General features: G+C 66.2%; 18 protein-coding genes. 10 read left to right on the forward strand and 8 right to left on the reverse strand.

Translation table 11 applies throughout. The annotated features are described in order from the left end of the window. Positions 1 to 108: 108 nt before the first annotated feature. The 6 genes from AC0CH3_RS03495 (at position 109) to AC0CH3_RS03520 (ending at position 6,606) form a co-directional block, all read left to right on the forward strand. Positions 109 to 906, forward strand: a complete 798-nt coding sequence (locus AC0CH3_RS03495) for an EAL domain-containing protein (RefSeq protein ID WP_354302033.1) — start codon at positions 109 to 111, stop codon at positions 904 to 906. Between the two features lie 73 nt (positions 907 to 979). Next, a complete protein-coding gene (locus tag AC0CH3_RS03500; protein WP_354302035.1) occupies positions 980 to 1,792 on the forward strand; it encodes a DUF1206 domain-containing protein in 813 nt (270 codons plus the stop codon). 100 nt (positions 1,793 to 1,892) lie between these two features. Beyond that, positions 1,893 to 3,503, forward strand: coding sequence for a M28 family peptidase (locus tag AC0CH3_RS03505; RefSeq protein ID WP_333993926.1), 1,611 nt, complete (start codon positions 1,893 to 1,895; stop codon positions 3,501 to 3,503). Positions 3,504 to 3,617: 114 nt separating this feature from the next. After that, entirely contained in the window at positions 3,618 to 5,216 is a 1,599-nt protein-coding gene (locus tag AC0CH3_RS03510; protein WP_333993924.1) for a L,D-transpeptidase family protein, read from the forward strand. An 11-nt stretch (positions 5,217 to 5,227) separates the two neighbouring features. Next, on the forward strand, positions 5,228 to 5,605 hold the full coding sequence (locus AC0CH3_RS03515) for a hypothetical protein (protein WP_354302037.1): 378 nt from the start codon (positions 5,228 to 5,230) through the stop codon (positions 5,603 to 5,605). Beyond that, on the forward strand, positions 5,602 to 6,606 hold the full coding sequence (locus tag AC0CH3_RS03520; protein WP_354302039.1) for a D-alanyl-D-alanine carboxypeptidase family protein: 1,005 nt from the start codon (positions 5,602 to 5,604) through the stop codon (positions 6,604 to 6,606). Before AC0CH3_RS03515 ends, AC0CH3_RS03520 begins: the two co-directional genes overlap by 4 nt. A gap of 55 nt (positions 6,607 to 6,661) precedes the next feature. On the opposite strand, the gene AC0CH3_RS03525 is transcribed toward AC0CH3_RS03520, so the two are convergent. Both AC0CH3_RS03525 and AC0CH3_RS03530 read right to left on the reverse strand, forming a co-directional pair. Continuing rightward, entirely contained in the window at positions 6,662 to 6,961 is a 300-nt protein-coding gene (locus tag AC0CH3_RS03525) for a hypothetical protein (RefSeq protein ID WP_354302041.1), read from the reverse strand. A 29-nt stretch (positions 6,962 to 6,990) separates the two neighbouring features. Next, positions 6,991 to 7,494, reverse strand: coding sequence for a hypothetical protein (locus AC0CH3_RS03530; RefSeq protein WP_354302043.1), 504 nt, complete (start codon positions 7,492 to 7,494; stop codon positions 6,991 to 6,993). A gap of 263 nt (positions 7,495 to 7,757) precedes the next feature. Between AC0CH3_RS03530 and AC0CH3_RS03535 the strand changes: the two genes are divergently transcribed. Continuing rightward, complete coding sequence (locus AC0CH3_RS03535) at positions 7,758 to 8,963, forward strand: ROK family transcriptional regulator (RefSeq protein ID WP_457326543.1); 1,206 nt, start codon at positions 7,758 to 7,760, stop codon at positions 8,961 to 8,963. A 70-nt stretch (positions 8,964 to 9,033) separates the two neighbouring features. Next, positions 9,034 to 9,930, forward strand: a complete 897-nt coding sequence (locus tag AC0CH3_RS03540) for an ROK family protein (RefSeq protein WP_056018534.1) — start codon at positions 9,034 to 9,036, stop codon at positions 9,928 to 9,930. A gap of 3 nt (positions 9,931 to 9,933) precedes the next feature. On the opposite strand, the gene AC0CH3_RS03545 is transcribed toward AC0CH3_RS03540, so the two are convergent. The 5 genes from AC0CH3_RS03545 to AC0CH3_RS03565 form a co-directional block, all read right to left on the reverse strand. Further along, positions 9,934 to 10,695 (reverse strand): SGNH/GDSL hydrolase family protein, encoded by a 762-nt coding sequence (locus AC0CH3_RS03545; RefSeq protein ID WP_354302047.1) that lies wholly within the window; start codon positions 10,693 to 10,695, stop codon positions 9,934 to 9,936. A 57-nt stretch (positions 10,696 to 10,752) separates the two neighbouring features. Next, positions 10,753 to 11,499, reverse strand: a complete 747-nt coding sequence (locus AC0CH3_RS03550; RefSeq protein WP_465237615.1) for a dienelactone hydrolase family protein — start codon at positions 11,497 to 11,499, stop codon at positions 10,753 to 10,755. Beyond that, positions 11,496 to 12,593, reverse strand: a complete 1,098-nt coding sequence (locus AC0CH3_RS03555; protein ID WP_465237616.1) for a sensor histidine kinase — start codon at positions 12,591 to 12,593, stop codon at positions 11,496 to 11,498. Before AC0CH3_RS03555 ends, AC0CH3_RS03550 begins: the two co-directional genes overlap by 4 nt. Positions 12,594 to 12,674: 81 nt before the next feature. Next, on the reverse strand, positions 12,675 to 13,481 hold the full coding sequence (locus AC0CH3_RS03560) for a class I SAM-dependent methyltransferase (protein WP_354302053.1): 807 nt from the start codon (positions 13,479 to 13,481) through the stop codon (positions 12,675 to 12,677). Between the two features lie 131 nt (positions 13,482 to 13,612). Continuing rightward, positions 13,613 to 14,266 carry a carbonic anhydrase gene (locus AC0CH3_RS03565; RefSeq protein ID WP_333993907.1) on the reverse strand — a complete coding sequence of 218 codons (654 nt, stop codon included), beginning with the start codon at positions 14,264 to 14,266 and terminating at the stop codon, positions 13,613 to 13,615. 624 nt (positions 14,267 to 14,890) lie between these two features. On the opposite strand from AC0CH3_RS03565, the gene AC0CH3_RS03570 reads away from it, so the two are divergent. Further along, positions 14,891 to 17,695, forward strand: a complete 2,805-nt coding sequence (locus tag AC0CH3_RS03570) for a TonB-dependent receptor (protein WP_354302116.1) — start codon at positions 14,891 to 14,893, stop codon at positions 17,693 to 17,695. Positions 17,696 to 17,924: 229 nt separating this feature from the next. Continuing rightward, a complete protein-coding gene (locus AC0CH3_RS03575; RefSeq protein WP_354302055.1) occupies positions 17,925 to 19,391 on the forward strand; it encodes a porin in 1,467 nt (488 codons plus the stop codon). Between the two features lie 67 nt (positions 19,392 to 19,458). On the opposite strand, the gene AC0CH3_RS03580 is transcribed toward AC0CH3_RS03575, so the two are convergent. Then, positions 19,459 to 20,301 carry a Crp/Fnr family transcriptional regulator gene (locus AC0CH3_RS03580; RefSeq protein ID WP_354302057.1) on the reverse strand — a complete coding sequence of 281 codons (843 nt, stop codon included), beginning with the start codon at positions 20,299 to 20,301 and terminating at the stop codon, positions 19,459 to 19,461. Between the last annotated feature and the right edge of the window lie 341 nt (positions 20,302 to 20,642).

The raw sequence follows: 20,642 nt of genomic DNA on the forward strand, positions 1-20,642 counted from the left end.
TAATCCATGCAATATACATGAGTTGCATTCAGAAAGTGCGGGGCGTGGTCGCGCCGTTCCTCATGACCGTATTTCGCCGACGTGCGCCTGGAATTGACGATGAGCTTCATGGACCGTGTCGCCGTCGGGCGGAATGCGCAGAACGCTGCAGGCGGTACGCAGCGTTGCGGCGCCTGCCGGAGCGGAGGCGGGGTGCCCTTCGGCTTCACGATGGCGTTTCAGCCAATCATCGACATCCTGACCGGCAAGATCTGGGCGTATGAGGCGCTGGTTCGCGGTGCCGGTGGCGAGGGCGCGCAGACGGTGCTCGACCAGGTTTCGGCGGACATGATCTATGCGTTCGACCAGGCATGCCGGGTCCGGGCGGTCGAGATGGCCGGTGCGCTGTTCGTACCCGGCGGCGACATCAAGCTGTCGATCAATTTCATGCCGAACGCGGTGTACGAGCCCAATGCGTGCATCCGCGCGACGCTGGCGGCGGCGGCGCGCGTCGGGTTCGACAAGCGCAACCTGATGTTCGAATTCACCGAGAACGAGCGGATGCAGGACGTGGCGCATGTCCGCCGGATCATCGCGGCCTATCGCGCGCAGGGCTTCACGACTGCGATCGACGATTTCGGTGCGGGTTATGCCGGGCTCGGGCTGCTCGCGGAATTGCATCCCGACGTCATCAAGCTCGACATGATGCTGATCCGCGATATCGATACGTCGGCGGTCAAGCGGTCGATCGTTGCGGCGGTGGTCGCGCTCGGCGCGGACCTCGGGATCGAGCCGCTTGCCGAGGGGATCGAGACGCCTGGCGAACTCGCGACGCTGCGCGCGCTCGGCGTGCGGTTGTGTCAGGGGTATCTGTTCGCGAAGCCTGAAACAGGCGCCCTGCCGCCGGTCGCGGCCTGGGGCGACTAGGGCCCGCCTGATCCCCGCCGGAACGTCGCGTCATGCCGAGTGTTGTGCACGCGTAACGAACCGGGGGAATGCGGTGACGATTTCGGATGCACGCGCGACGCAGCTTGCGCGGCTTGGCTTTGCCGCACGCGGCCTGGTGTACCTGCTGGTCGGCTGGTTCGCGGTCGATGCGGCGATGCGCGGCGGGACGATTGCCGACAATCAGGGCGCGATCGGGTCGCTCGCGGACGAGAAGCTGGGCGTGGTGATCCTCGCGATCGTGGCGGCGGGGCTGCTGGGCTATGCGATATGGCGGTTGACTGAGGCGATCGCGGATCCGGAGCGGATCATGCAGGATGCCAAGGGTGCGGTGAAGCGGATCGGCCATGTCGTCAGCGGCGTCGCGCACCTGATCCTGGCCTGGACGGCGGCGCGGCTGGCGCTGCATCCGGCGACGGGATCGGGCGGCCGATCGCCTGGCGACGACAGCGCACGCGACTGGACCGCGTGGCTGTTGTCCGTGCCGCTCGGACGGTTTCTGGTGGCAGCAGTCGCGATCGGCATCCTCGCGGCAGCACTGATGCAGGCGAAAAAGGCCTGGAAGGGCGATTTCGTCCACGACCTGCACAATGATTCGTCACTGCCCTCCTATGTCTGCACGATGGGTCGGCTGGGCTATGGTGCGCGCGCGGTCGTGTTCGCGATCGTCGCGGGGTTCTTCGCCGTGGCGGCTTGGCAGTCGCACGCCACCGAGGCGGGCGGCATGGCCGACGCGCTCGCGATGCTGCAGGATCAGCCGGGCGGGAAGTGGCTGCTGGCGGCGACCGGCATCGGGCTGGGACTGTTCGGCGTCTACAGCTTCATCGAGGCGCGCTTCCGCCGGGTTAGCGTCCGTATCCCGGGATGATCCGCGGCTCGATAGAGCAGCCCGATTAAATCGCTGACAAGACAGTGAAGTTGACCGATCACCGCTTGTTCCCGGGCCGTTTCGAGGGCAATTTGCACGCATGAAAAGACTTCTTCCGCTGTTGCTGCTGACCGCTGCCGCCGATCCTGGCCCGCCCATCCTGTCCGCGGACCGGATCAAGGCCGATATTCGCACGCTCAGCGACGATTCCTTCCATGGCCGTGGCCCGACGCAGTCCGGCGAGCCGATCACGCTCGACTTCCTCGAGGCGCGGTTCAGGCAGTTGGGACTGAAGGCGGGCGCCGGCTCCAGCTTCCGCCAGCGCGTGCCACTGCTGCGCTGGACGCGTGACAGCGCAGCGTTCAGGCTCAGGCTCGGTCGCCGCGATGTCACGCTGAACCCCGGCGTCGAGATCGCCGCCTCGTCGCGGATCGTTGGCGCGACGCAACTCGACACGGTGCCGATCGTGTTCGTCGGCTACGGCGTGGTCGAGCCCAAGCTCGGCTATGACCCGTATCGCGGTGTCGACGTTCGCGGCAAAGTCGTCGTGGCGCTTGCGGGCGATCCCGATGTCGAGGCCGGGCGCGACCTCGGATTTGGCGGGCGCGCATCGAGCCCCGCCGCACGGACCAAGCTGAACGAGGCACAGAAGCGCGGCGCGGCGGCGTTCCTGACGATCCACGAGACGTTTCCGGCGAGCTATCCCTGGCTCCAGATCGCCAATGGCGATGCGGTCCCCGGCTATGCGCTCGATACCGGCGCGGTCCCGCCCGCCTTCGGGGTGCGCGGCAACATCCGGAACGATATCGGCGTCGCGTTGCTCAAGCAGGGCGGGCTCGACTATGCCGCGGCCAAGCGGTCCGCGCAGCGTGCGGACTTTGCGGCGATCGAGCTCAAGGGCGCAGCATTCTCGGCGCGCGTCGAGACACGGATCGAGCATGTCGAGAGCCACAATGTCGTCGGCGTGCTGCCCGGAACCGATCCCGCCGCGGGCAGCATCCTCTATGGCGCGCACTGGGATGCATATGGCGAGAACGCGTTCGACCCGCCCGCGGACCGGATCCGCAACGGCGCGATCGACAACGGGACGGGTACCGCCACGCTGCTCGAGATCGCGCGGGCCTACGCCGGCGCCGCGCGACCACGCCGGTCGGTGGTGTTCGCGCTGTGGACGGCGGAGGAAAAGGGGCTGCTCGGGGCGAGCTGGTACGCCGATCATCCCGTCCTGCCGCTTGCGACGACGGCCGCGCAGTTCAACCTCGATCCGCACGTCGTGCTCGGCCGTACACGCGATCTCGAACTGATCGGGGTCGGACGGACGCCGATGGAGGCGGACCTCGCGCGGGTCGCGGCGGCGCAGGGGCTGCGGATCGTGCCCGAGGAAAACACGGAGGCGGGATGGTTCTATCGCTCGGATCATTACGCGCTGGCGCAGAAGGGCGTGCCCGGCGTGTATTTCCGCGCCGGCCGCGATCTGGTCGATGGCGGTGCGGCGGCGGGCGAGGCGAAGCGGAGTGCGTTCAATGCGCGATGCTATCACCAGACCTGCGACGAATATGATGCGCGCTGGGATCTCACCGGCGCAGCGCAGGAGGGCAGCGTCGCCTATGCGCTGGGCCGCGAGGTCGCGCAGGGACGGTCGTGGCCAGTGTGGAACGCAGGCGAGGCGTTCCAGATCGAGCGCGCGAAAACGGATGCCGAACGCCGTTGAGATCACTGCTGAAATCTCCGCGCGCCGGTGCATATTTACCGGTGTCGACGCGGTTTATTCAGGTTGCAGCGATATTGCCCGTGCGACGCAGGGCGCGAACGCTATAGGGAAGCCATGCAAAGCCTTTCAAAGACCCTTTTGTCCGTCACGCCCGGCGATATCCGTGATGCCCTGCCGGCGGTGACGATCGAGTCCAAGCTGCGCGGCGTGCTGCGCCGGACGCCCGCCCGGCTGCTCGGCACTGGCGTGATCGCCGCGCTGATCGTGCCGTTCGGCGCCGGCGCGGCCGCGTCGGCGCAGCAACAGCTCGTGCCGCCGCAGCTGCTTCAGCCGCAGGTCGCCCCGCCGCAGGTTCCGCCGACCTACGTCCCCGCACCCGTCATGCCCGCCGTCGCGCTCCCGACGCTGTCGGAATCGCAGGTCAAGCAGCTCCAGAAGCTGCTCGCGTCGGACACGATGGGGCAGGGGCTTGCGGTTGCGCGCCCGACGCTGGTGCTCGACGTCGACAACGACACGCTCGTCCGCCAGGCGCTCGACCATGCGCGTGCGGTGCATGCCGGGCGCCTGTCGGAGGCCGATTTCCAGCAGGACTGGGGCATGCGTCCGCCCGCGTTCGATCCGCTCCCCGGTTTTGCGGACGCGGTACGGCGGGACCGGATCGTCGCGTGGTTCGCGGCGCTGCCGCCGCCCTATTCGGGCTATGACGGGCTGAAGGCCGGACTCGAGCGCTACCGCGAAATCGCAGCGTCGGGAGGATGGTCGGCGCTCGCATCGGGTCCGGACATGACGATCGGCGCAAGCGGCCCGCGCGTCGTCGCGCTGCGCCAGCGGCTCGCGGTTGAGGACAAGGCGGTCTCGACCAGCGGCGACCGCTATGACGCCGCGCTGCTCGACGGCGTTCGCCGGGCCCAGCGCCGTTATGGGCTGAACCCGAGCGGGATCGTGTCGGTCCAGACGCTTGCCGCGCTCAACGTGTCGGCCACCGAACGCGTCCGCCAGATCATGGCGAACATGGAGCGCTGGCGCTGGTTGCCGCAGGAGCTGCCCAAGGATCGTATCCAGGTGAATATCGCCGCCGCGGTGCTGACGGTGTTCGACGGCGACAAGCCCGTCACCTCGATGCGCGCCGTGACCGGCCGGCCGGGCGACGAGACGCCGATGTTGACCTCGACGATCCACAGCGTCGTCATCAATCCGCCGTGGAACGTGCCGACCTCGATCGCCACGCGCGAATTGTGGCCCAAGGAGAAGGCCAATCCCGGGTATCTCAAGCGGAACGGCTTCAAGGTGATCGGCGGCACGCGGTTGCAGCAGTCGGCGGGGAACCAGAGCGCGCTGGGACGCTACAAGTTCGACTTCGACAATCCCTATTCGGTGTATCTCCACGACACGCCGTCGCGCGCGAAGTTTGCGAGCTTCGACCGTCTGGCGAGCCATGGTTGCGTCCGGCTCGAAAAGCCGGGCGAACTTGCCGAGCGGCTGTTGGCGGGCGATCCGCAATGGACGTCGGAGGCGATCGCCGCGACCGTGACGAAGGGCGATACGGTCCGCGCACGGCTGGCCAAGCCGGTCTCGGTCTATCTGCTCTACTGGACGGCGTTTGCCAGTGGGAACGGGCAGATGAATTTCCGCGCCGATCCCTATAGCTGGGACGCCAAGCTCGCCGCCAAGATCGAGGCACGCTCCGCTCGCCAGGCATTGGCGGCACGATAAGGGTAATGAACATGACGACATACAGCATGGGCAAGCGGACCACCGGGATCGGCTTCGCGGTTGCGGCAACGATGATGACGGCGGTGCTCGGCGGCTGTTCGCGCTCCGAGCCCGAGGCGCCGCCGGTGACCGAAAACATGTCCTACGAGGAAGAGGCACCGGCCGAGGAAACCGCGCCCGTCGCCGCCGAGCCCGAGGCGCCGCCTCCCGCGGAGGTCAAGGCCGAGGCCCCGCCCGCGGCGGAGATCGCGCCCGACGTCCAGATGCAGGACGACGCGGATGCGACGGGAATGACCGCACGGGTGACGCGCGACGGGTCTTCCACGAAGGACGCAGCCCCCGATACCGCAGGTGATGCTCCGACGACCAACGAGACGGAGCCGGAGTGAGACCGGCGACGGTATCACCGACCGCGACCGGCCGCCGCCTTTCGCGACTGTCGATCCATGTCTGCGCGCTGACCGCGCTCGCGATGCCAGCGGCGACGGCGATGGCCACACAGTCGCGGGACGCGCCCGCCGATCAGGCGTCAGCGTATCTGGGAACGTCGTTCCCGGGACCCGCGGGACCGATGGCAGCTCCTCAGCCCGCCCCGCAGCCCGCGCCCTTGCTCCCGGCCGTCGATACCGGCCCACCGCTGGTGGTGGCGTCGACGCGGACGGTGTCGGCCATCCTGATCGATGCGAGCGACGGGCGCGTGCTGTACGCGCAGAGCGCCAACCTGGTGCGGCGGCCTGCGTCGCTGACGAAGATGATGCTGCTGTTCCTGACGTTCGATGCGCTCGATGCGGACAGGCTGCAGCTGACCGATACGGTCAAGGTTTCGCGCGCGGCGGCGAACCAGCCGCCGTCGCGGCTCGGATTCAAGCCCGGGGGAAGCCTGACCGTCGGCGAGGCGATCCGTGCGATCGCGGTGAGTTCGGCGAACGATGTCGCGGTGGCGCTCGGCGAAAAGCTCGGGGGCACCGAGGCCGGGTGCGCGCGCAAGATGACCGCCAAGGCCCGGACGCTCGGGATGCACCATACGTCGTTCACCAACGTCACCGGCCTCCCGGGCGCGAATGCGACCACCGCGACGGACATGGCGCTGCTCTCGAAGGCGCTGATCGACAAGCATCCGCGCCGCTATGCGTATTTTGGCACGCGGTCCTTCACCTGGGGCACGCGCAGGCTGCTCAACCACAACCACATGCTCGGCGCCTTTGCGGGCGTCGATGGACTGAAGACGGGCTATACCGTCGAGGCGGGGTTCAACCTTGCGGCATCGGCGAAGCGGGGCAACACGCGGTTGATCGCGGTCGTCCTGGGCGAGCGCACGGGCCCCTCGCGGGACCGGCTGGTCGGGCAGATCCTCGAACGCGGGTTCGACAAGATCGCCAGCGGCGGCTGAGCCGCCGAGCGTGCGGGGGCGCTGCCCCGCACGCTTGTGGATCAAACGCGCCGGATCAGACGCGCTGGATGAGCTCGATTTCCGCCTCGACCTCGATCTCGTCGTCGTCCGCGCTGGCATTGCCCTCATCGCCCTCGGGCATGACGAGATCGACCTTCCAGTCATAGACCTTCTCGACGTCGCCGCCCTGGACCCAGACGCGGACCGCGCCCTGCGTGATCTCGCCGCCCATCGCCCCGACGAAATCGGCGACGAGCGTCTCGGCTGCATCCTCGTGGTCGGTCGCGCCGGAGATGCACGCGGATTCCATCTCCTCGTCGAAGTCGATCAGTTGCGCCCAATATTGTTTCGCCATGCCGGGATCCCGTTCGTGTGTATGGAGCGTCAGCGATGCGACGCGGTGCCGGCACCCGGCGTATCGAGCGTCGCGCCTGGCAGCAAGGCGCGTGCCGTCTTGTAGCAATCCTCGATATGCGTGTTCCCGACCAGCTTCATCGCGCCGAAGCTGATCCCCGCGGCGACCGCGGAGCCGATGAACGGTACGAACTTGGCGACGGATCCGGCGGCCACACGGGCGCCGACACGGCGTAGCAGGCTCGTGACGATCCGCTTGGTGACCGTGCGGCCGATCACGTTGTTGCCCACGCTGGACGCCATCACCAGGACCTGCTGCGCGATCTTGGGCTCGAGCTTCTGAACCTGGTCATGATCAAGTTCGAACTTCGCGCTGATCTGCGGCAAAAGCGATGTGAGCAGACCGACGTCCGCGACCAGATCGATTCCCGGCACGGGGACGACCGCGGCGCCCGCCGAAACGAGCGAGCGCTTGGTGACGAGCGCGCGGCACTCGGTACGGACCCGCTCCAGATCCTCAAGCCGTGTAATCATGCAACCGTTCTTCCACAAAGGATTGAATTGACGGCGGATACCATAGCATCTCGCCAAGTGCGACGTGGCATCGACAGCGCCGGAACGGTGCCGCGACGGCGTGCCAGATGCCGCCATCCCAGCCACTGGATCGTGCTCCGGCGCGCCCCACGATGCGCAACTTGCCTTATTTATTTGACCGGTTCGGGACGATGCCCGACTGTCGCCCCATAGCGTCGTTGGGGAGATGGCAGACAGTGGCGTTTTCGGATTACCAGCCCCAGATGGGCAGCAGTGTGACGGCAGACGAGCGCGCGGTTCGTCTCGGGCCAAGCCTGTCGGGGACCAACCTCGAACGGGCGGGGGATTATAACCAGCGCGTCGTCCTGCAGGTCATTCGCCGTCACCCCGATATCACGCGTACCGAAATCGCGACGATGACGAATCTGACCGCGCCGACGATCGCGAATATCACGGGGCGGCTGTTCGAGGCCGACCTGATCATCGATGCGGGGCGGCGCCATGGCGGGCGTGGACAGCCCGCGGTGCGGTTGCGGATCAATCCCGATGGCTGTTTCGCGATCGGCCTGAATATCGACCGCGACCATGTGACCCTGGTGTCGCTCGACCTCGCAGGCACCGTCCGGTCGCGGGTGACGCGCCAGGTCTCGTTCGCAATGCCCGAGGACATCGTCGCGTTCGTCCGCGACGGGGTCGCTGACATCCGGGCGTCGGGCAAGGTCCGGATGGACCGCGTGCTGGGCGTCGGCGTCGCGCTTCCCGACGATCTCGGTCGCGTGTCGATGCCGCATCGGCCTGCCGGCTATGAACGCTGGGCCGATGTCGATCTTAAGGCGCTGCTCGGCGATGCGGTGCCCTGGTCGGTGCATATCGATAACGACGCCGCGGCGGCAGCGATCGGCGAGGCGCAGTTCGGCAGCGGCCACGACCATGCAAGCTTCTTCTACATATTGGTGAGCGCCGGTCTTGGCGGCGGCGTGGTGATCGATGGCTCCTATTACCGCGGCGCCGGCGCGCGCAGCGGCGAGATCGGGTTCCTGCCGCTCGACGGTGCGGCCGATCGCGTGTTGCAGGATGTCGTGTCGCTGTCGGCGCTCTCGGCGCGGCTCGAGCATGCGGGGCTCGAGCTCGACACGGTGGAGACGACGCAGGCGTTTCCCGCCGCCTATGCACAGCATGTCGATGGCTGGCTCGACGAGGCCTCGAGCGCGCTCGTGCCCGCGCTGACCGCGGTCAACTGCCTGATCAACCCCGCCGCCGTCCTGATCGGCGGTCGCCTGCCCGATGACGTGCTCGACCGGCTCGCGAGCGATGCATACCGCAAGCTGACCGTCGCCGCACCGAATATCCCGACGATCGCGCCGATCCACCGCGCGATGCTGTCACAGGATGCGCCCGCCGTCGGCGCCGCAATCCTGCCGTTCCTCGACCGGATTCTTCCCTCCGATGCTATCCTGATCAAGGGTTGATCAGTAAAGCAAATTGACTTTATCGAGCGACACTGCTGGGTGAGCGCAAGAAAAAGTGGAGTGGGATGCAGTGATCCAGATCGGTATCGATTTCGGTGGCACGAAGATCGAGGCCGCGGCGCTCGACGCCGATGGTCAATTCCTGACGCGGGTACGGACGCCCAATCCCGGTTGTTATGACGCGGCGATCCGGGACCTGTGCGGGCTGATCGCGCAGGCGGAGAGCGAGGCGGGCGGTCGGGGCACGATCGGGATCGGTACGCCCGGCTCGATCAGCCCGCGTGACGGCCTGATGCGCAATTCGAACGCGACCTTCCTGAATGGCCGCCGTTTCCGCGAGGATCTGGAGGCGGCACTGGGTCGCGAGGTACGCATGGCGAACGATGCGAATTGCATGGCGCTGTCCGAAACGGTGGATGGTGCCGCGGCAGGCGCGCGCTCGGCGTTCGGCGTCATCGTCGGCACCGGGGTCGGTGGTGGGCTGGTGGTCGACGGCCGGATCGTCGAGGGCGCCAATGGCATGGGCGGCGAGTGGGGCCATGTCCCGCTGCCGTGGATGACCGCGGACGAGTTTCCCGGGCCGGCCTGCTGGTGCGGTCTGCACGGGTGCCTCGACATGCTGGTGTCGGGCACCGGGTTTCGTAACGATTATGTGAGGCGATCCGGCGTCACGCTCGATGGCCCGGCGATCGTCGTCGCGGCCGAACGGGGCGACCCCGACGCGGTCGCCGCGCTCGACGCCTATGTCGACCGGCTCGGTCGCGCGATGGCGATGGTCGCCAATATCGTCGACCCGGACGTGTTCGTGCTGGGCGGCGGCATGTCGAACGTCGCGGCGATCTACGACCCGCTGCCGGCGATCATCAGTCGCTACAGCTTCGGCCGCGACTGGAAGGGGCGCGTCGTCCCGGCGCGCTGGGGCGATTCGTCGGGCGTCCGCGGCGCGGCGCGGCTCTGGCCGGCCTGAGCCCTACCGCGCGATCGCCTTTGGCGCGGGTGTGGCAAGCGAAGCGCGGATCGCCTTGTCGGCGACCGGCGCCATGACGGCATAGCCTTTCGCATTCGGGTGCACGCCGTCGGAGGCGAGTGCGGCGCGCATCGCCTTGCCGTCGTGGAGCGCGGTCCAGTAATCGGCGTAGGTCGCGTTGTTGGACGCCGCATAGGCCTTGAGCCAGGCATTCATTGCGATGATCGGGTCGGCGGTCGCAAGACCCGGCCGCCACGGGAAGCCACCCGCGGGCGGGATCGACGCGAGGATCACCCGGATACCGTGCGCGCGCGCGAGCTCGGTCATCGTCCGGATATTGGCCTTGGTCTGGTCGGGCGACATCGGGCCGGTATTCCCGGCAATGTCGTTGGTGCCCGCCATGATGTGCACGACCGCCGGCCTGAGGTCGATCACGTCCTGACGGAAGCGCAGCACCATCTGCGGCGTCGTCTGCCCGCTGATCCCGCGCCCGACGCGGTTCTTGCCGGCGAAGAAATCGGGCGCCTGGCTGACCCAGCCTTCGGTGATCGAATCGCCCATGAAGACGATGCGCTGCGCCCCGCGTGCGGCATCGGGCAGCGCGGCGTTCGCGGCCTGATAGCGCCCGAGCCATGCCCAGTCGGTCCGGAGCCGCTGCTCGGCATCGCTGGGCGCGGCGGCGGGCGCGGGCGCCGCGTCCTTTTCCTGCGCGGATACGGGCGCTGCCGTCGCAATCATCGCCATGCTGAACACTATCGATTTCATCAAAGAAGCTCCGGGCTAAGGCGACGCGGCGATCGCGATGAGACTATGCCGTGACGATCACGACGCGAGGACACGGCGGAACATCGCGAACATCCAGCCCGTCGCTTCGACGAACAATGCAGGGTCGTAGCGCGGCCCCTCGTCGCGCAGAAACGCATGCTGGCCGTTCACCTCGTGCCATTCATAGGTGGCACCGACGGCTTCGAGCCTGGCCCTGATCGCCTCGCGCCCGGTAAAGGGAACGTGCGGATCCTGGCGCCCCCAGACGAACAGCGTCTCGGCCTTGAGGTCCGCCATCCGCGCGAGACTGTCGTCGTTGCGACCGAACCCGAGCGTGCCGCTATGGATGTCGGTCGCGTAGAAGCAGGCGGCGGCGGTGACGCGCGGATCGAGTGCGGCGCGATAGGCGAGGTGCCCGCCGAGGCAGACGCCCATCGTCGCCAGTCGCCCGTTGCAGGCCGAATGCGCGGTCAGCAGGTTGAGCGTCGCGGTCGCATCGGCATCGAACGCCGAGACAGGCTTGGTCAGCTTCAACAGATTGCCGCGATCCGTCCCCGCCGGGTCGTAGCGCAGGACGGTGCCCGGCGTTTCGTAATCATGGTAGACCTCGGGCACGGCGACGCAATAGCCATGCCCTGCGACGAACGCGGCAAGCCTGCGGATCGGCTCGGTGACCTGATAGATTTCGGAAAACAACGCCACGCCGGGATAGCGCCCCTCGACCGCCGGACGGAAGATATGCGTCCGCATCACGCCACCGGTCGCGAAGGGAACGTCGATTGTCTCGTCGCTGCGAATGATCATCGGGTGGGTGCTCGCTGGTCGTGATGGGGGATGACCAGGATGCTCATCGCGCCGACCGGGTCCGCGTTGAGCACTTCGAAACTGCCGCCGAGCTGGCGTGCGAGCGTGGTGGCGATCTTCGATCCGAGGCTGACGCTGGTGCGCAGGTCGAATGCGGGCGGCAGGCCCGCACCGTCATCGACGACGCTGAGGTGAAGATGCCCCGCGACCTCGACCAGATCGATCGCGATGCGACCGTCGTCGCGCGTGGCAAACCCGTGCTCGATCGCATTGGCGATCGCCTCGGCAAGGATCAGCGCGAGCGGGATCAGCGCGTCGGGTGGCAGCGTGATCCCCTCGGGCGCGGAGACGCTGTGCGCGATTCCCGGCTTGCCGCCCGCCTCGATCACGTCGGCGGCAAGATCGCGCAGGAATTGGTGGAGCGCGATCTGCGACCCGCTGGTGTCGTAAAGCTGCCGCTGGATGCGACCGATCAGCGTCAACCGCGTCGCGGCGTTGTCGAGCGCCTGGATCGCCGCGGGATCGGTGACACCGCGCTTCTGCAGCGACAGGACCGCGCCGATCATCTGCAGGTTGTTCGAGACGCGGTGCTGGAGTTCGCCGAACAGGATCTCGGTGCGTTCGGCGAGTTGCGTGCTGCGCAGCGCCAGATCCGCGTTACGCTCGCGTTCGTCGCGCAGCCGGTGGTTGGCGGTCTGCATCCAGTCGACGAGCATGATGTCGACCGTGACGACGCCCGCATAGAAGAGCAGCGCGACCGCGGTATCGACGCCCAGCGCGAAGCTGTTGATCGGGGGAATGAAGAAATACCACGCCATCAGGCCGCACAGCACGGCGGCGAGCGTGCCCGGGCCGCGGCCCAGCAGGAACGCGCAGATGATCACCGCGGGGAAGAAGGTCAGGTACGGGAAGCCGGGCGGCAGCAGGTGATCGCTCGCCATGCGCAGGACGCACGCCCCGACCGACAGGCCGACCGCCAGCATATAGGCGGCGATCGGCCGGTCGGTGAGCAAGGGCAGCCGCTCGAGCAGGCGCCGCGGGCGCTGATCGACCAGCGGCATGGGCGGGGAGGACAGGGGAAGACCGTGGTTCACGCCCCGTCGTACCAGCCCGCTTCGTTTGCGCCAAATGCGCGTGTCTCGTTTGAACCGCGATGTTTCGTACAAGATCTCGGTTTAGCGCGGCTTCACGAATTTGAGCGTCATCCGGTCGCTCTCGCCGATCGCGGCATAGCGCGCCCGATCGACGTCGCCCTCGGCATAGTTGGGCGGCAGCGTCCAGACGCCCTTGGGATAGTCGTGGGTATCCTTGGGGTTGGCGTTGATCGCGCTTTCGGCGGCCAGCTTGAACCCCGCGCGGGTCGCGAATGCGATCACCGACGACCGCTTCATATAGCCGCTCTTGCCTTCGACGATCGTCCCCGTCTCGGGCAGGTGATGCTCGACGAGGCCGAGCGTACCACCCGGCTTGAGCATCGCGAACATCTGGTCGAACGCGGCCTGCGTCTGATCGACCGCGCCGAAGCGCCAATTGTGGACGTTGCGGAACGTCAGCACGACGTCGGCGCTGCCCGCAGGCACTGCGGGCTGGTCGGCGACGCGCGGGAACATCGCATATTTGACCGAGCGATAGGCCGCGGGCTGCGCCGCCTGCTTGCCGCGCACCGCCGCGAGACCCTTTTCGTTCGGCGCGGCGGCATAGAGCGTACCCTTCGCCGCGAGATAGGGCCCGAGGATCTCGGTGTACCAGCCGCCGCTCGGCCAGATCTCGACGACCGTGTCGGTCGGTTTCACGCCGAAAAATGCCAGCGTCTGCGCAGGGTGGCGATATTGGTCGCGCGCGATCGTCTTCGCCGTGCGCGTATCCGCCTTCGTCGCGGCGATCAGCGCGGGGCTCGGGACAAGACCCCTGACGGGATCGGCTGCCGCGATCGCGCCGGTTGCGAGCGACAGGCTGGCGGCGACAAGAAGGACGTTTCGCATCGGAATACCTCATGACGGGAAGCCGACAGCATAGACCCCGCGCTTGCCTGACGGCAAGGCGGGGTCTGAACCGTCCCTAAACGATCAGCGTGGTGGCCGATCAAGGACTTACGCGGCGACGGCCACGGTTCTTACGCAGCGGCTCGCGGCTGCGCCGGCTCGAATTTGCCGGTCTCGTTCATGACGCGCAGGATGCCGTCGTCGATCGAGAAGACCGCGCCGCGGATCTCGAGCTGGTCGGCTTCTTCCGCTTCGCGAACGAACGGGAATGTGCGCAGATTGTCGATCGACGTCTGCACTGCTGCCTGCTCCATCGCCTCGCGCGCCTCTGTCGACGTCAGATCGGCGTGATCCGACGAGACCTTCGCCTTGGCACCGTCGAGGAGGTGGACCCAGTCGCTGATGAAACCACCCTTGCCGCGCTCGGCATCGGTGAAGGTGCCCGCAAGCGCCGCCTTGCAGCCACCGCACTGGCCATGGCCAAGCACAACGATCTCGGTGACCTTGAGCTGCGTCACCGCGAACTCGACGGCTGCGGATACACCGTGATAGCCGCCGCCGGTTTCGAACGGCGGGACGAGGTTGGCGACGTTGCGCACGACGAACATCTCGCCGGGCAGCGTGTCGAAGATCTGCGCGGGCTCGACCCGGCTGTCGGAACACGCGATCACCATCACGCGCGGCTCCTGTCCGACCTTCAGCTTTTCCCAACGGTCGTGCTGACGCCGCCAGTCGGACGTGCGGAATCGCTGATAGCCATCAACTAGGTCGGCAAAATCGGTCATATGTATCGTCTCCCGGGATACGGCCACAACGGCCAGATCGAACCAACCCCATCTACCCGCTGTTGTTCCCTGCGAACACCATTTTGCCCCCGAACGTGAGACGAGGCGGGCATTGCGCCGCACGAGTCGTGGCACGCGGCGTCGCTCACGGTTGCTCGATAGGCGGCGATGACCGCCGTTAACCACCCGCGTAATATGGGTGGGCCTATATTGGTCCGTTCAATGGGGTGAAACGGCGGTGGGCGGCCAGGGGCAGCACCAGAGTTGCGATACCGGCTATCGCCAGTCGGTGGCGATACTCGCAATCCGCCAAGCTAATAAAGGTCAGCACAAGCTACCAAATGCTCGCAAGCAGATGTTGATCCAGTTGAAAAACCTGTGACGCTATACGTTCGTCATGCTGACCAATGTCTCCGGTGTGACTATTGTGTCGCGGCTGTATCAAAACGATAATTGGTAATAAAAAGGTCATTTTCTCGATAGATTCGATAAGCGAATTGGTTATATCGCTGCGTCACGCGGTCGGATCGGTGACCAAAACAATACCGGCTGATCGGGTTTCAAGCGATGCGGGCGGCCGTGTCGGGGATGGCGCTGCGGCGTCGAAGGGAAGGGGCTTTGACCATGGTTTTCCACAAGCAGGTTTTACTCGCCACGAGCGCACTCGCATTCGCGATGACGATGTCGGCGGCCTCCGCGCAGACTGCCCCGGGGTCCGCCGACGCGCAGGTCGGTACGACCGCACAATCCTCCACCCCCGATAGCGCGAATGCCGACAGCGACATCGTCGTCACCGGTATCCGTGGCAGCCTGCGCAGCGCCATCGCGGTCAAGCGCGAGGCCAATGCGGTGGTCGACGTGATCAGCGCCGAGGCGATCGGCAAGTTCCCGGATCGCAACGTCGCCGAGTCGCTGTCGCATATCCCCGGCGTCAGCATCGACCGTCGTTTCGGCGAGGGTGAAAAGGTCGCCATTCTGGGGACGGACCCCGCGCTCAACCGCATGCTGCTCGATGGCCACGCGCTGGCGTCGGCCGACTGGGGCGGCAACGACAACGACCCGTCGAGCCGCACCTTCAACTATTCGCTGCTCGCACCCGAACTGGTCGACCGCCTCGAAGTCTACAAGTCGCCCGAACCCCGCATCGAGGAAGGCAGCCTCGGCGGGACGGTCATCGTCCGCACGCGGCGGCCGCTCGAATTGAAGGCCAATTCGATCTTCGCGTCCGGCGGCTATTCGTACAATGACCGCTCGGACAAGGGCAATGTCCGTGGCTCGGGCCTGTACAGCTGGAAGAACGACAGCGAGACGATCGGCTTCCTCGCCGCCGCCACCTACGACAAGCAGAGCCTGACTCGGTCGGGCGTCGAGTTCTTCGGCTATCAGAGCGGCGCCGACTTCTTCCAGAAGGACGCCAATGGCGCGGTCCGCCGCGACGCGAGCGGGCAGGGCCTCCTGCTCAATCCCGCGGCGACCGTGACCGGCGGCACGAAGGAGGACCTGATCAACGCGGTGGCGCCTTTCGGCATCAACTACGCGTATTTCCAGCAGACCCGCGAGCGCAAGAGCTTCTCGGGCACCGCGCAGATCCGTCCGGTCAGCAACCTGACGCTGACGCTCAACGGACTGCATATCGACGGCAACTACAACAACTACAGCCAGTCGATGTACACGATCCCGGTCGCATGGACGGGCAACGTCCTCCAGTCCGCCAATGTCAGCAATGGCGTGGTCGACTCCGCCTCGTTCGGGGCCGCCACCAGCCAGAGCGCGCAGCTCGACACGCTGGTCCGTCGCACCAAGCTGAAGACGAACAACCTCAATTTCTTTGCCGATTATGAAGACGATACCGGCGCCAAGGTCTCGTTCGCCGGCGGCTGGAGCAAGGCGACCGGCGGCCGCAATCCGGAATATCTGTTCAACGTCCAGACCCGCCTGCCGTTCAGCTATGCCTTCACCAAGGACAGCGCCACGGTCAATTTCGCCGGTGATCCGACCAACGCCGCGAACTATTTCACCAACCCGAACAACAACCCCGCGCAGATCGAGGGCCGTCCGGTCATCATCAACGGCACGGCGCTCAACGCGGCACAGATTGGCGGGCTCGACTATAGCGTCACGACCGACCGCGATATCTTCGGCGGGTACGACGCGACGATCCCGGTGTCCTTCGGTCCGTTCACGCAGCTCCTGCTCGGGGCGCGCATCACCGACCACGTCAACCGCATCGATGGCCGCGGGATCAACACCTATCTGACGACGTCGCAGCTCGCGTCGCAGCTCAACGTGCCCACCTCGTCGACGCCCGACGGCACGTTCAGCGGCAGCGGTGGTCTCGGCAACGCGACCCAATATCTGAACCTGTCGCAGCAGGCGGTCATCGACATCCTGGCGAACGCGATCAACTCGCCGCTGACCACCAAGATCGGTGCGACCACGCGGGTCAAGGAGACCGTCGCGGCAAGCTATGCCCAGCTCAACTTCGACCAGGGCGGATTCCGCGGCAACATCGGCGGCCGCCTCGTCTATACGCAGGACGTGTCGGATTACGCGCTGACGCTGTCGACCGCGGCAAACCCGAACCCGACGCCCACGCCGACGACCACGACGACCGATTACCTGAAGTTCCTGCCGAGCTTCAACATCGCCTATGAAGCCAGCTCGTCGCTGATCTTCCGCGGTGCGGTCGCGCGCGTGATCTCGCGGCCACGCTATCAGGATCTGGCCGCGTCGATCTCGCAGAACGACACGACGCGCGATGCGGGCGGCGGTAACCCCAACCTCAAGCCGTACGAATCGACGAACTACGAGGCGACGGCCGAATTCTATCCGCGCCCGGGCAGCCTGATCGCGGTCGAAGCCTTCCGTCGCGAGATCAGCAACTACATCATCACGACGCGGACCGAGGGTGTGACGCTGTTCAATTCGCTCACGGGGCAGCTCGAGAACAATTACAGCGTCTCGCAGCCGATCAACGGCGGCAAGGCCAAGGTCAACGGTATCCTCGTCTCGGGCCAGAGCGAGATCTGGGGCGGGTTCGGCCTGCAGGCGAACTACACGTTCCAGGACAGCAGCACCTCGTCGAGCGATGCCTCGGGCGCCGAGCTGAACCTGCCCTATCTGTCGAAGCATACGGTCAACGTGATCCCGTATTTCGAGAGCGGTCCGTTCCAGGCGCGGCTCAGCTACAATTACCGCACCAAGTATTTCCGCACGATCGGCCGGCTCGGCTCGCGCGAAATGGTGGCGGCGTATAACCAGCTCGATCTGTCGGCCGGGTTCAACCTGACCAAGCAGATCACGCTGTCGCTCAACGCGCAGAACCTGCTCGACGAGACGTATCGCCAGTACAACGCGACGCCTGACCGGCCGACCGCGTTCTACAAGAACGGCCGCACCTACGTCGCGTCGCTCTCATTCCGCATGTAGGCTGACGGGGCACTGCCGTGGCGGGCCGGGAACGGTTCGCCACGGAGTCCGATGGCCGAACCGTTTCCTTTCAACGCTATACTGCCGAAAATCCCGTAACGGCTGCTTGCGGTGCGGGCGCGGCTGGGGCATCGGCCAGCCGTGGCAAGGCGGGGTCGACCTGTCCCTGCCGGACCGGGCGGGCAGTGGGGCTCGTACCGCAGTACCGAGCGTCCGATCGATCATGGTTATGCAGCGCCGTATCATCACCCTCGCGGTCGGCTCCGGGGTCTTCCTGGCCTCCGCCGGCAGCGCGAGCGCGCAAACCGTCCAGGACCTCCAGCGTCAGATCGACGAACTCAAGGCGACGATCGCCGAGCTCAAGGCGGCGCAGGGTGGTCCGGGCGGCTCTGTGATTCAGACCGCGCAGAGCAGCGCGCCGAGCGCGGCGCCCGTGGCGGCGCCGTCCGCGCTAGCGCCTGCGCGCGCCGCACCGACCATGGTACCGCCGTCCGCGACGATCATGCAGGCATCGACACCGCCGCAGCCTGTCCCGGCGCCCAAGAAGCCCTGGTACGAGACGATCAACGTCCGCGGGTATACGCAGCTGCGGTTCAACGAGATCGTGTCGGGCGATCGTCGCGCACCCGATGGCGTGTCCCGACTTCGCTCCGTGCATGACGGCGGCATCGGCGACGACACCAACTTCACCTTCCGCCGCATCCGGCTCGTGCTGGAGGGCGATCTGAGCGACCGCGTATCCTTTTACCTGCAGCCCGATTTCGCGAGCAGCGTCAGCAACCAGTCGGGCGGCGAACGGCGCGAGGCCTTTGTCCAGTTGCGCGATGCCTATGTCGATACCTTCCTCGATGCGGACAAGCGCTTCAGCCTGCGCTTCGGTCAGTCCAAAGTGCCCTATGGCTGGGAGAACATGCAGTCCTCGTCGAACCGCCTGACGCTCGATCGCAGCGACGGGATCAACAGCGCGGTTCCAAGCGAGCGCGATATCGGCGTGATCGGCTTCTATACGCCGCGCCACGTCGACCGGATCTGGTCGCGGCTTCAGGAGGACGGCCAGAAGCTGTTCGGCAAATACGGCGCGTTTGGTATTGGCGTCTTCAACGGGCAGGGAATCAATCGCACCGAGACCAATGACGGCGTGATGACGGTCCTGGCGGCGACCTGGCCGTTCGAGCTCGACGGGCTGGGGCAGCGCTGGACGGGGCAGGTGCTCGAGATCGGCGGTGCGCTGCTCCGCAACCGGGTCCAGCCTGAAATTCGTGACGGGGGCACCAGCGACCGGGCGTTCGCCGACGACCGCATCGGCGTCCACGCGATCCTGTATCCCCGGCCGCTGGGGTTTCAGGCCGAATGGAACTGGGGCCGCGGGCCTGAATATGACGTCGTGCAGCAGGCGATCACGACCCGCGCGCTAAACGGCGGGTATGTCCAGGCAATGGGCCGCGTGAAACGGTCGCTGGTCGGGCCGTTCATGCCCTATGCCCGCTGGCAATATTACCGGGGTGGCTGGAAGGCGCTGACGAATGCGCCGCGGCTCGAGACCGACGAGCTCGAGCTGGGTATCGAATTCCAGCCGGTGCCGCCGCTCGAACTGACCATCGCCTATTCGCACATGAAGCGGCTCGAGGCGGATGAGCGACGGACGGGGCGTGCGGAAGGCGACCTGATCCGTACCCAGCTCCAGTGGAATTACTGACCAACCGCCGAGCATCGCGATGGGTCGACGTACAGGTGGTGACGCCTGGCACAGTTAGTCGACAGCTTCAGCCGGGCGTTCCCATCGCGACCTGACGCGGCGACATTGCCGGGGCCTCGGCCGGGATACGACCAGTCAGATATCCGTCGTCGAACGTCGCGAGCGCGACCAGCGCCTCCCAGTCGTGGATCGTCAGCCGGCGTTGCGCGAGCGAGACCAGCCCCTCGCGTCGCAGATCCTGCAACACGCGATTGATATGGATCGCGGTCATCGCGCAGGCATCGCCCAGATGGAATTGCGTAAGCGGGAGGTCACAACTCCCTCCCTTCGCAAGCCCGACCAGGTCGGAGCGTCGGTAAAGCTCGCAAAGCAGATGCGCGAGACGCTGTTTCGCGGCGCTGTGACCGACGTTGATCGTCCACGCGCGCTGAATCGCTGCGGTCATCAACGCATCCGACCAGAGCGCACGCTCCAGCCCCGGATACCGTGTCGTAACGTCCGCAAGCGTCGTAGCGCCGATCTGTACGACCTGCACCGCGTTGATCGACGCGATCGATTGGTCGCCCGCGCCAAGCGCGAGGATGTCGAAATCGCAGACATCGCCCGGCATGTAAAAGGCGACGATCCTGCGTCGACCATCCGGCAGCATCCTGTAGCGGCAGGCCCAGCCGCCAAGAAGCAGATGAATGCCGCGCGAACTCGGCGCCCCGCCAGCCAGCGCCGAGCGAGCGGGAAGCCGAAGCAAGCCCCGATCGCTGACATCCTGGATCGCGGTCCGTTCCTCGACCGAAACCCGGTGTACCGCAGCCAGCTTGCGGACCAGTGGATCGATCGCCGCGCGCTGCGGCCGCGATGGTGAAGGCCGGATCGTGGACGGTACGGCCGAGAGTTTGGGATAGTCGATAGCCATCCCGAAGATACGGCCGAATCCTAATCTGGATGAATGTCTGATCAAGATTGGCGAATTTAGAGGTGGCGTTCCGGTGTGCCCCTCAGGGTCACCCGGTAGGGCACGGGAGCGTCGAAACGTGTGAGTTTGGAAAAATTGCCATAAAAGTGAAATTTGCATTTGACGGGTGTGTGGGGTGGGCCTAGAGGGGTGTCACCGCAGCGAACGGCCACACGGTCTGGTTGCTGAGGTCGCAAAAAACCAGATGCTGCAAGCTTCCTGAGAGGGAGGTTATGCGAGTGTCGGTCTTTTTGTCGGCTCTTTGACATTGTAGGTTTAGATGAAGGGACATGTGGGCGGCG

The sequence above is a fragment of the Sphingomonas sp. AC449 genome, assembly GCF_979253475.1.

What these genes read in the sequence shown, in the direction of transcription:
- AC0CH3_RS03495 (WP_354302033.1), top strand. Translation starts at nt 109, where the DNA reads ATGGACCGTGTCGCCGTCGGGCGGAATGCGCAGAACGCTGCAGGCGGT.
- AC0CH3_RS03505 (WP_333993926.1), top strand. Translation starts at nt 1,893, where the DNA reads ATGAAAAGACTTCTTCCGCTGTTGCTGCTGACCGCTGCCGCCGATCCT.
- AC0CH3_RS03510 (WP_333993924.1), top strand. Translation starts at nt 3,618, where the DNA reads ATGCAAAGCCTTTCAAAGACCCTTTTGTCCGTCACGCCCGGCGATATC.
- AC0CH3_RS03515 (WP_354302037.1), top strand. Translation starts at nt 5,228, where the DNA reads ATGACGACATACAGCATGGGCAAGCGGACCACCGGGATCGGCTTCGCG.
- AC0CH3_RS03525 (WP_354302041.1), bottom strand. Translation starts at nt 6,961, where the DNA reads ATGGCGAAACAATATTGGGCGCAACTGATCGACTTCGACGAGGAGATG.
- AC0CH3_RS03530 (WP_354302043.1), bottom strand. Translation starts at nt 7,494, where the DNA reads ATGATTACACGGCTTGAGGATCTGGAGCGGGTCCGTACCGAGTGCCGC.
- AC0CH3_RS03535 (WP_457326543.1), top strand. Translation starts at nt 7,758, where the DNA reads ATGGGCAGCAGTGTGACGGCAGACGAGCGCGCGGTTCGTCTCGGGCCA.
- AC0CH3_RS03545 (WP_354302047.1), bottom strand. Translation starts at nt 10,695, where the DNA reads ATGAAATCGATAGTGTTCAGCATGGCGATGATTGCGACGGCAGCGCCC.
- AC0CH3_RS03550 (WP_465237615.1), bottom strand. Translation starts at nt 11,499, where the DNA reads ATGATCATTCGCAGCGACGAGACAATCGACGTTCCCTTCGCGACCGGT.
- AC0CH3_RS03560 (WP_354302053.1), bottom strand. Translation starts at nt 13,481, where the DNA reads ATGCGAAACGTCCTTCTTGTCGCCGCCAGCCTGTCGCTCGCAACCGGC.
- AC0CH3_RS03565 (WP_333993907.1), bottom strand. Translation starts at nt 14,266, where the DNA reads ATGACCGATTTTGCCGACCTAGTTGATGGCTATCAGCGATTCCGCACG.
- AC0CH3_RS03570 (WP_354302116.1), top strand. Translation starts at nt 14,891, where the DNA reads ATGGTTTTCCACAAGCAGGTTTTACTCGCCACGAGCGCACTCGCATTC.
- AC0CH3_RS03575 (WP_354302055.1), top strand. Translation starts at nt 17,925, where the DNA reads ATGCAGCGCCGTATCATCACCCTCGCGGTCGGCTCCGGGGTCTTCCTG.
- AC0CH3_RS03580 (WP_354302057.1), bottom strand. Translation starts at nt 20,301, where the DNA reads ATGGCTATCGACTATCCCAAACTCTCGGCCGTACCGTCCACGATCCGG.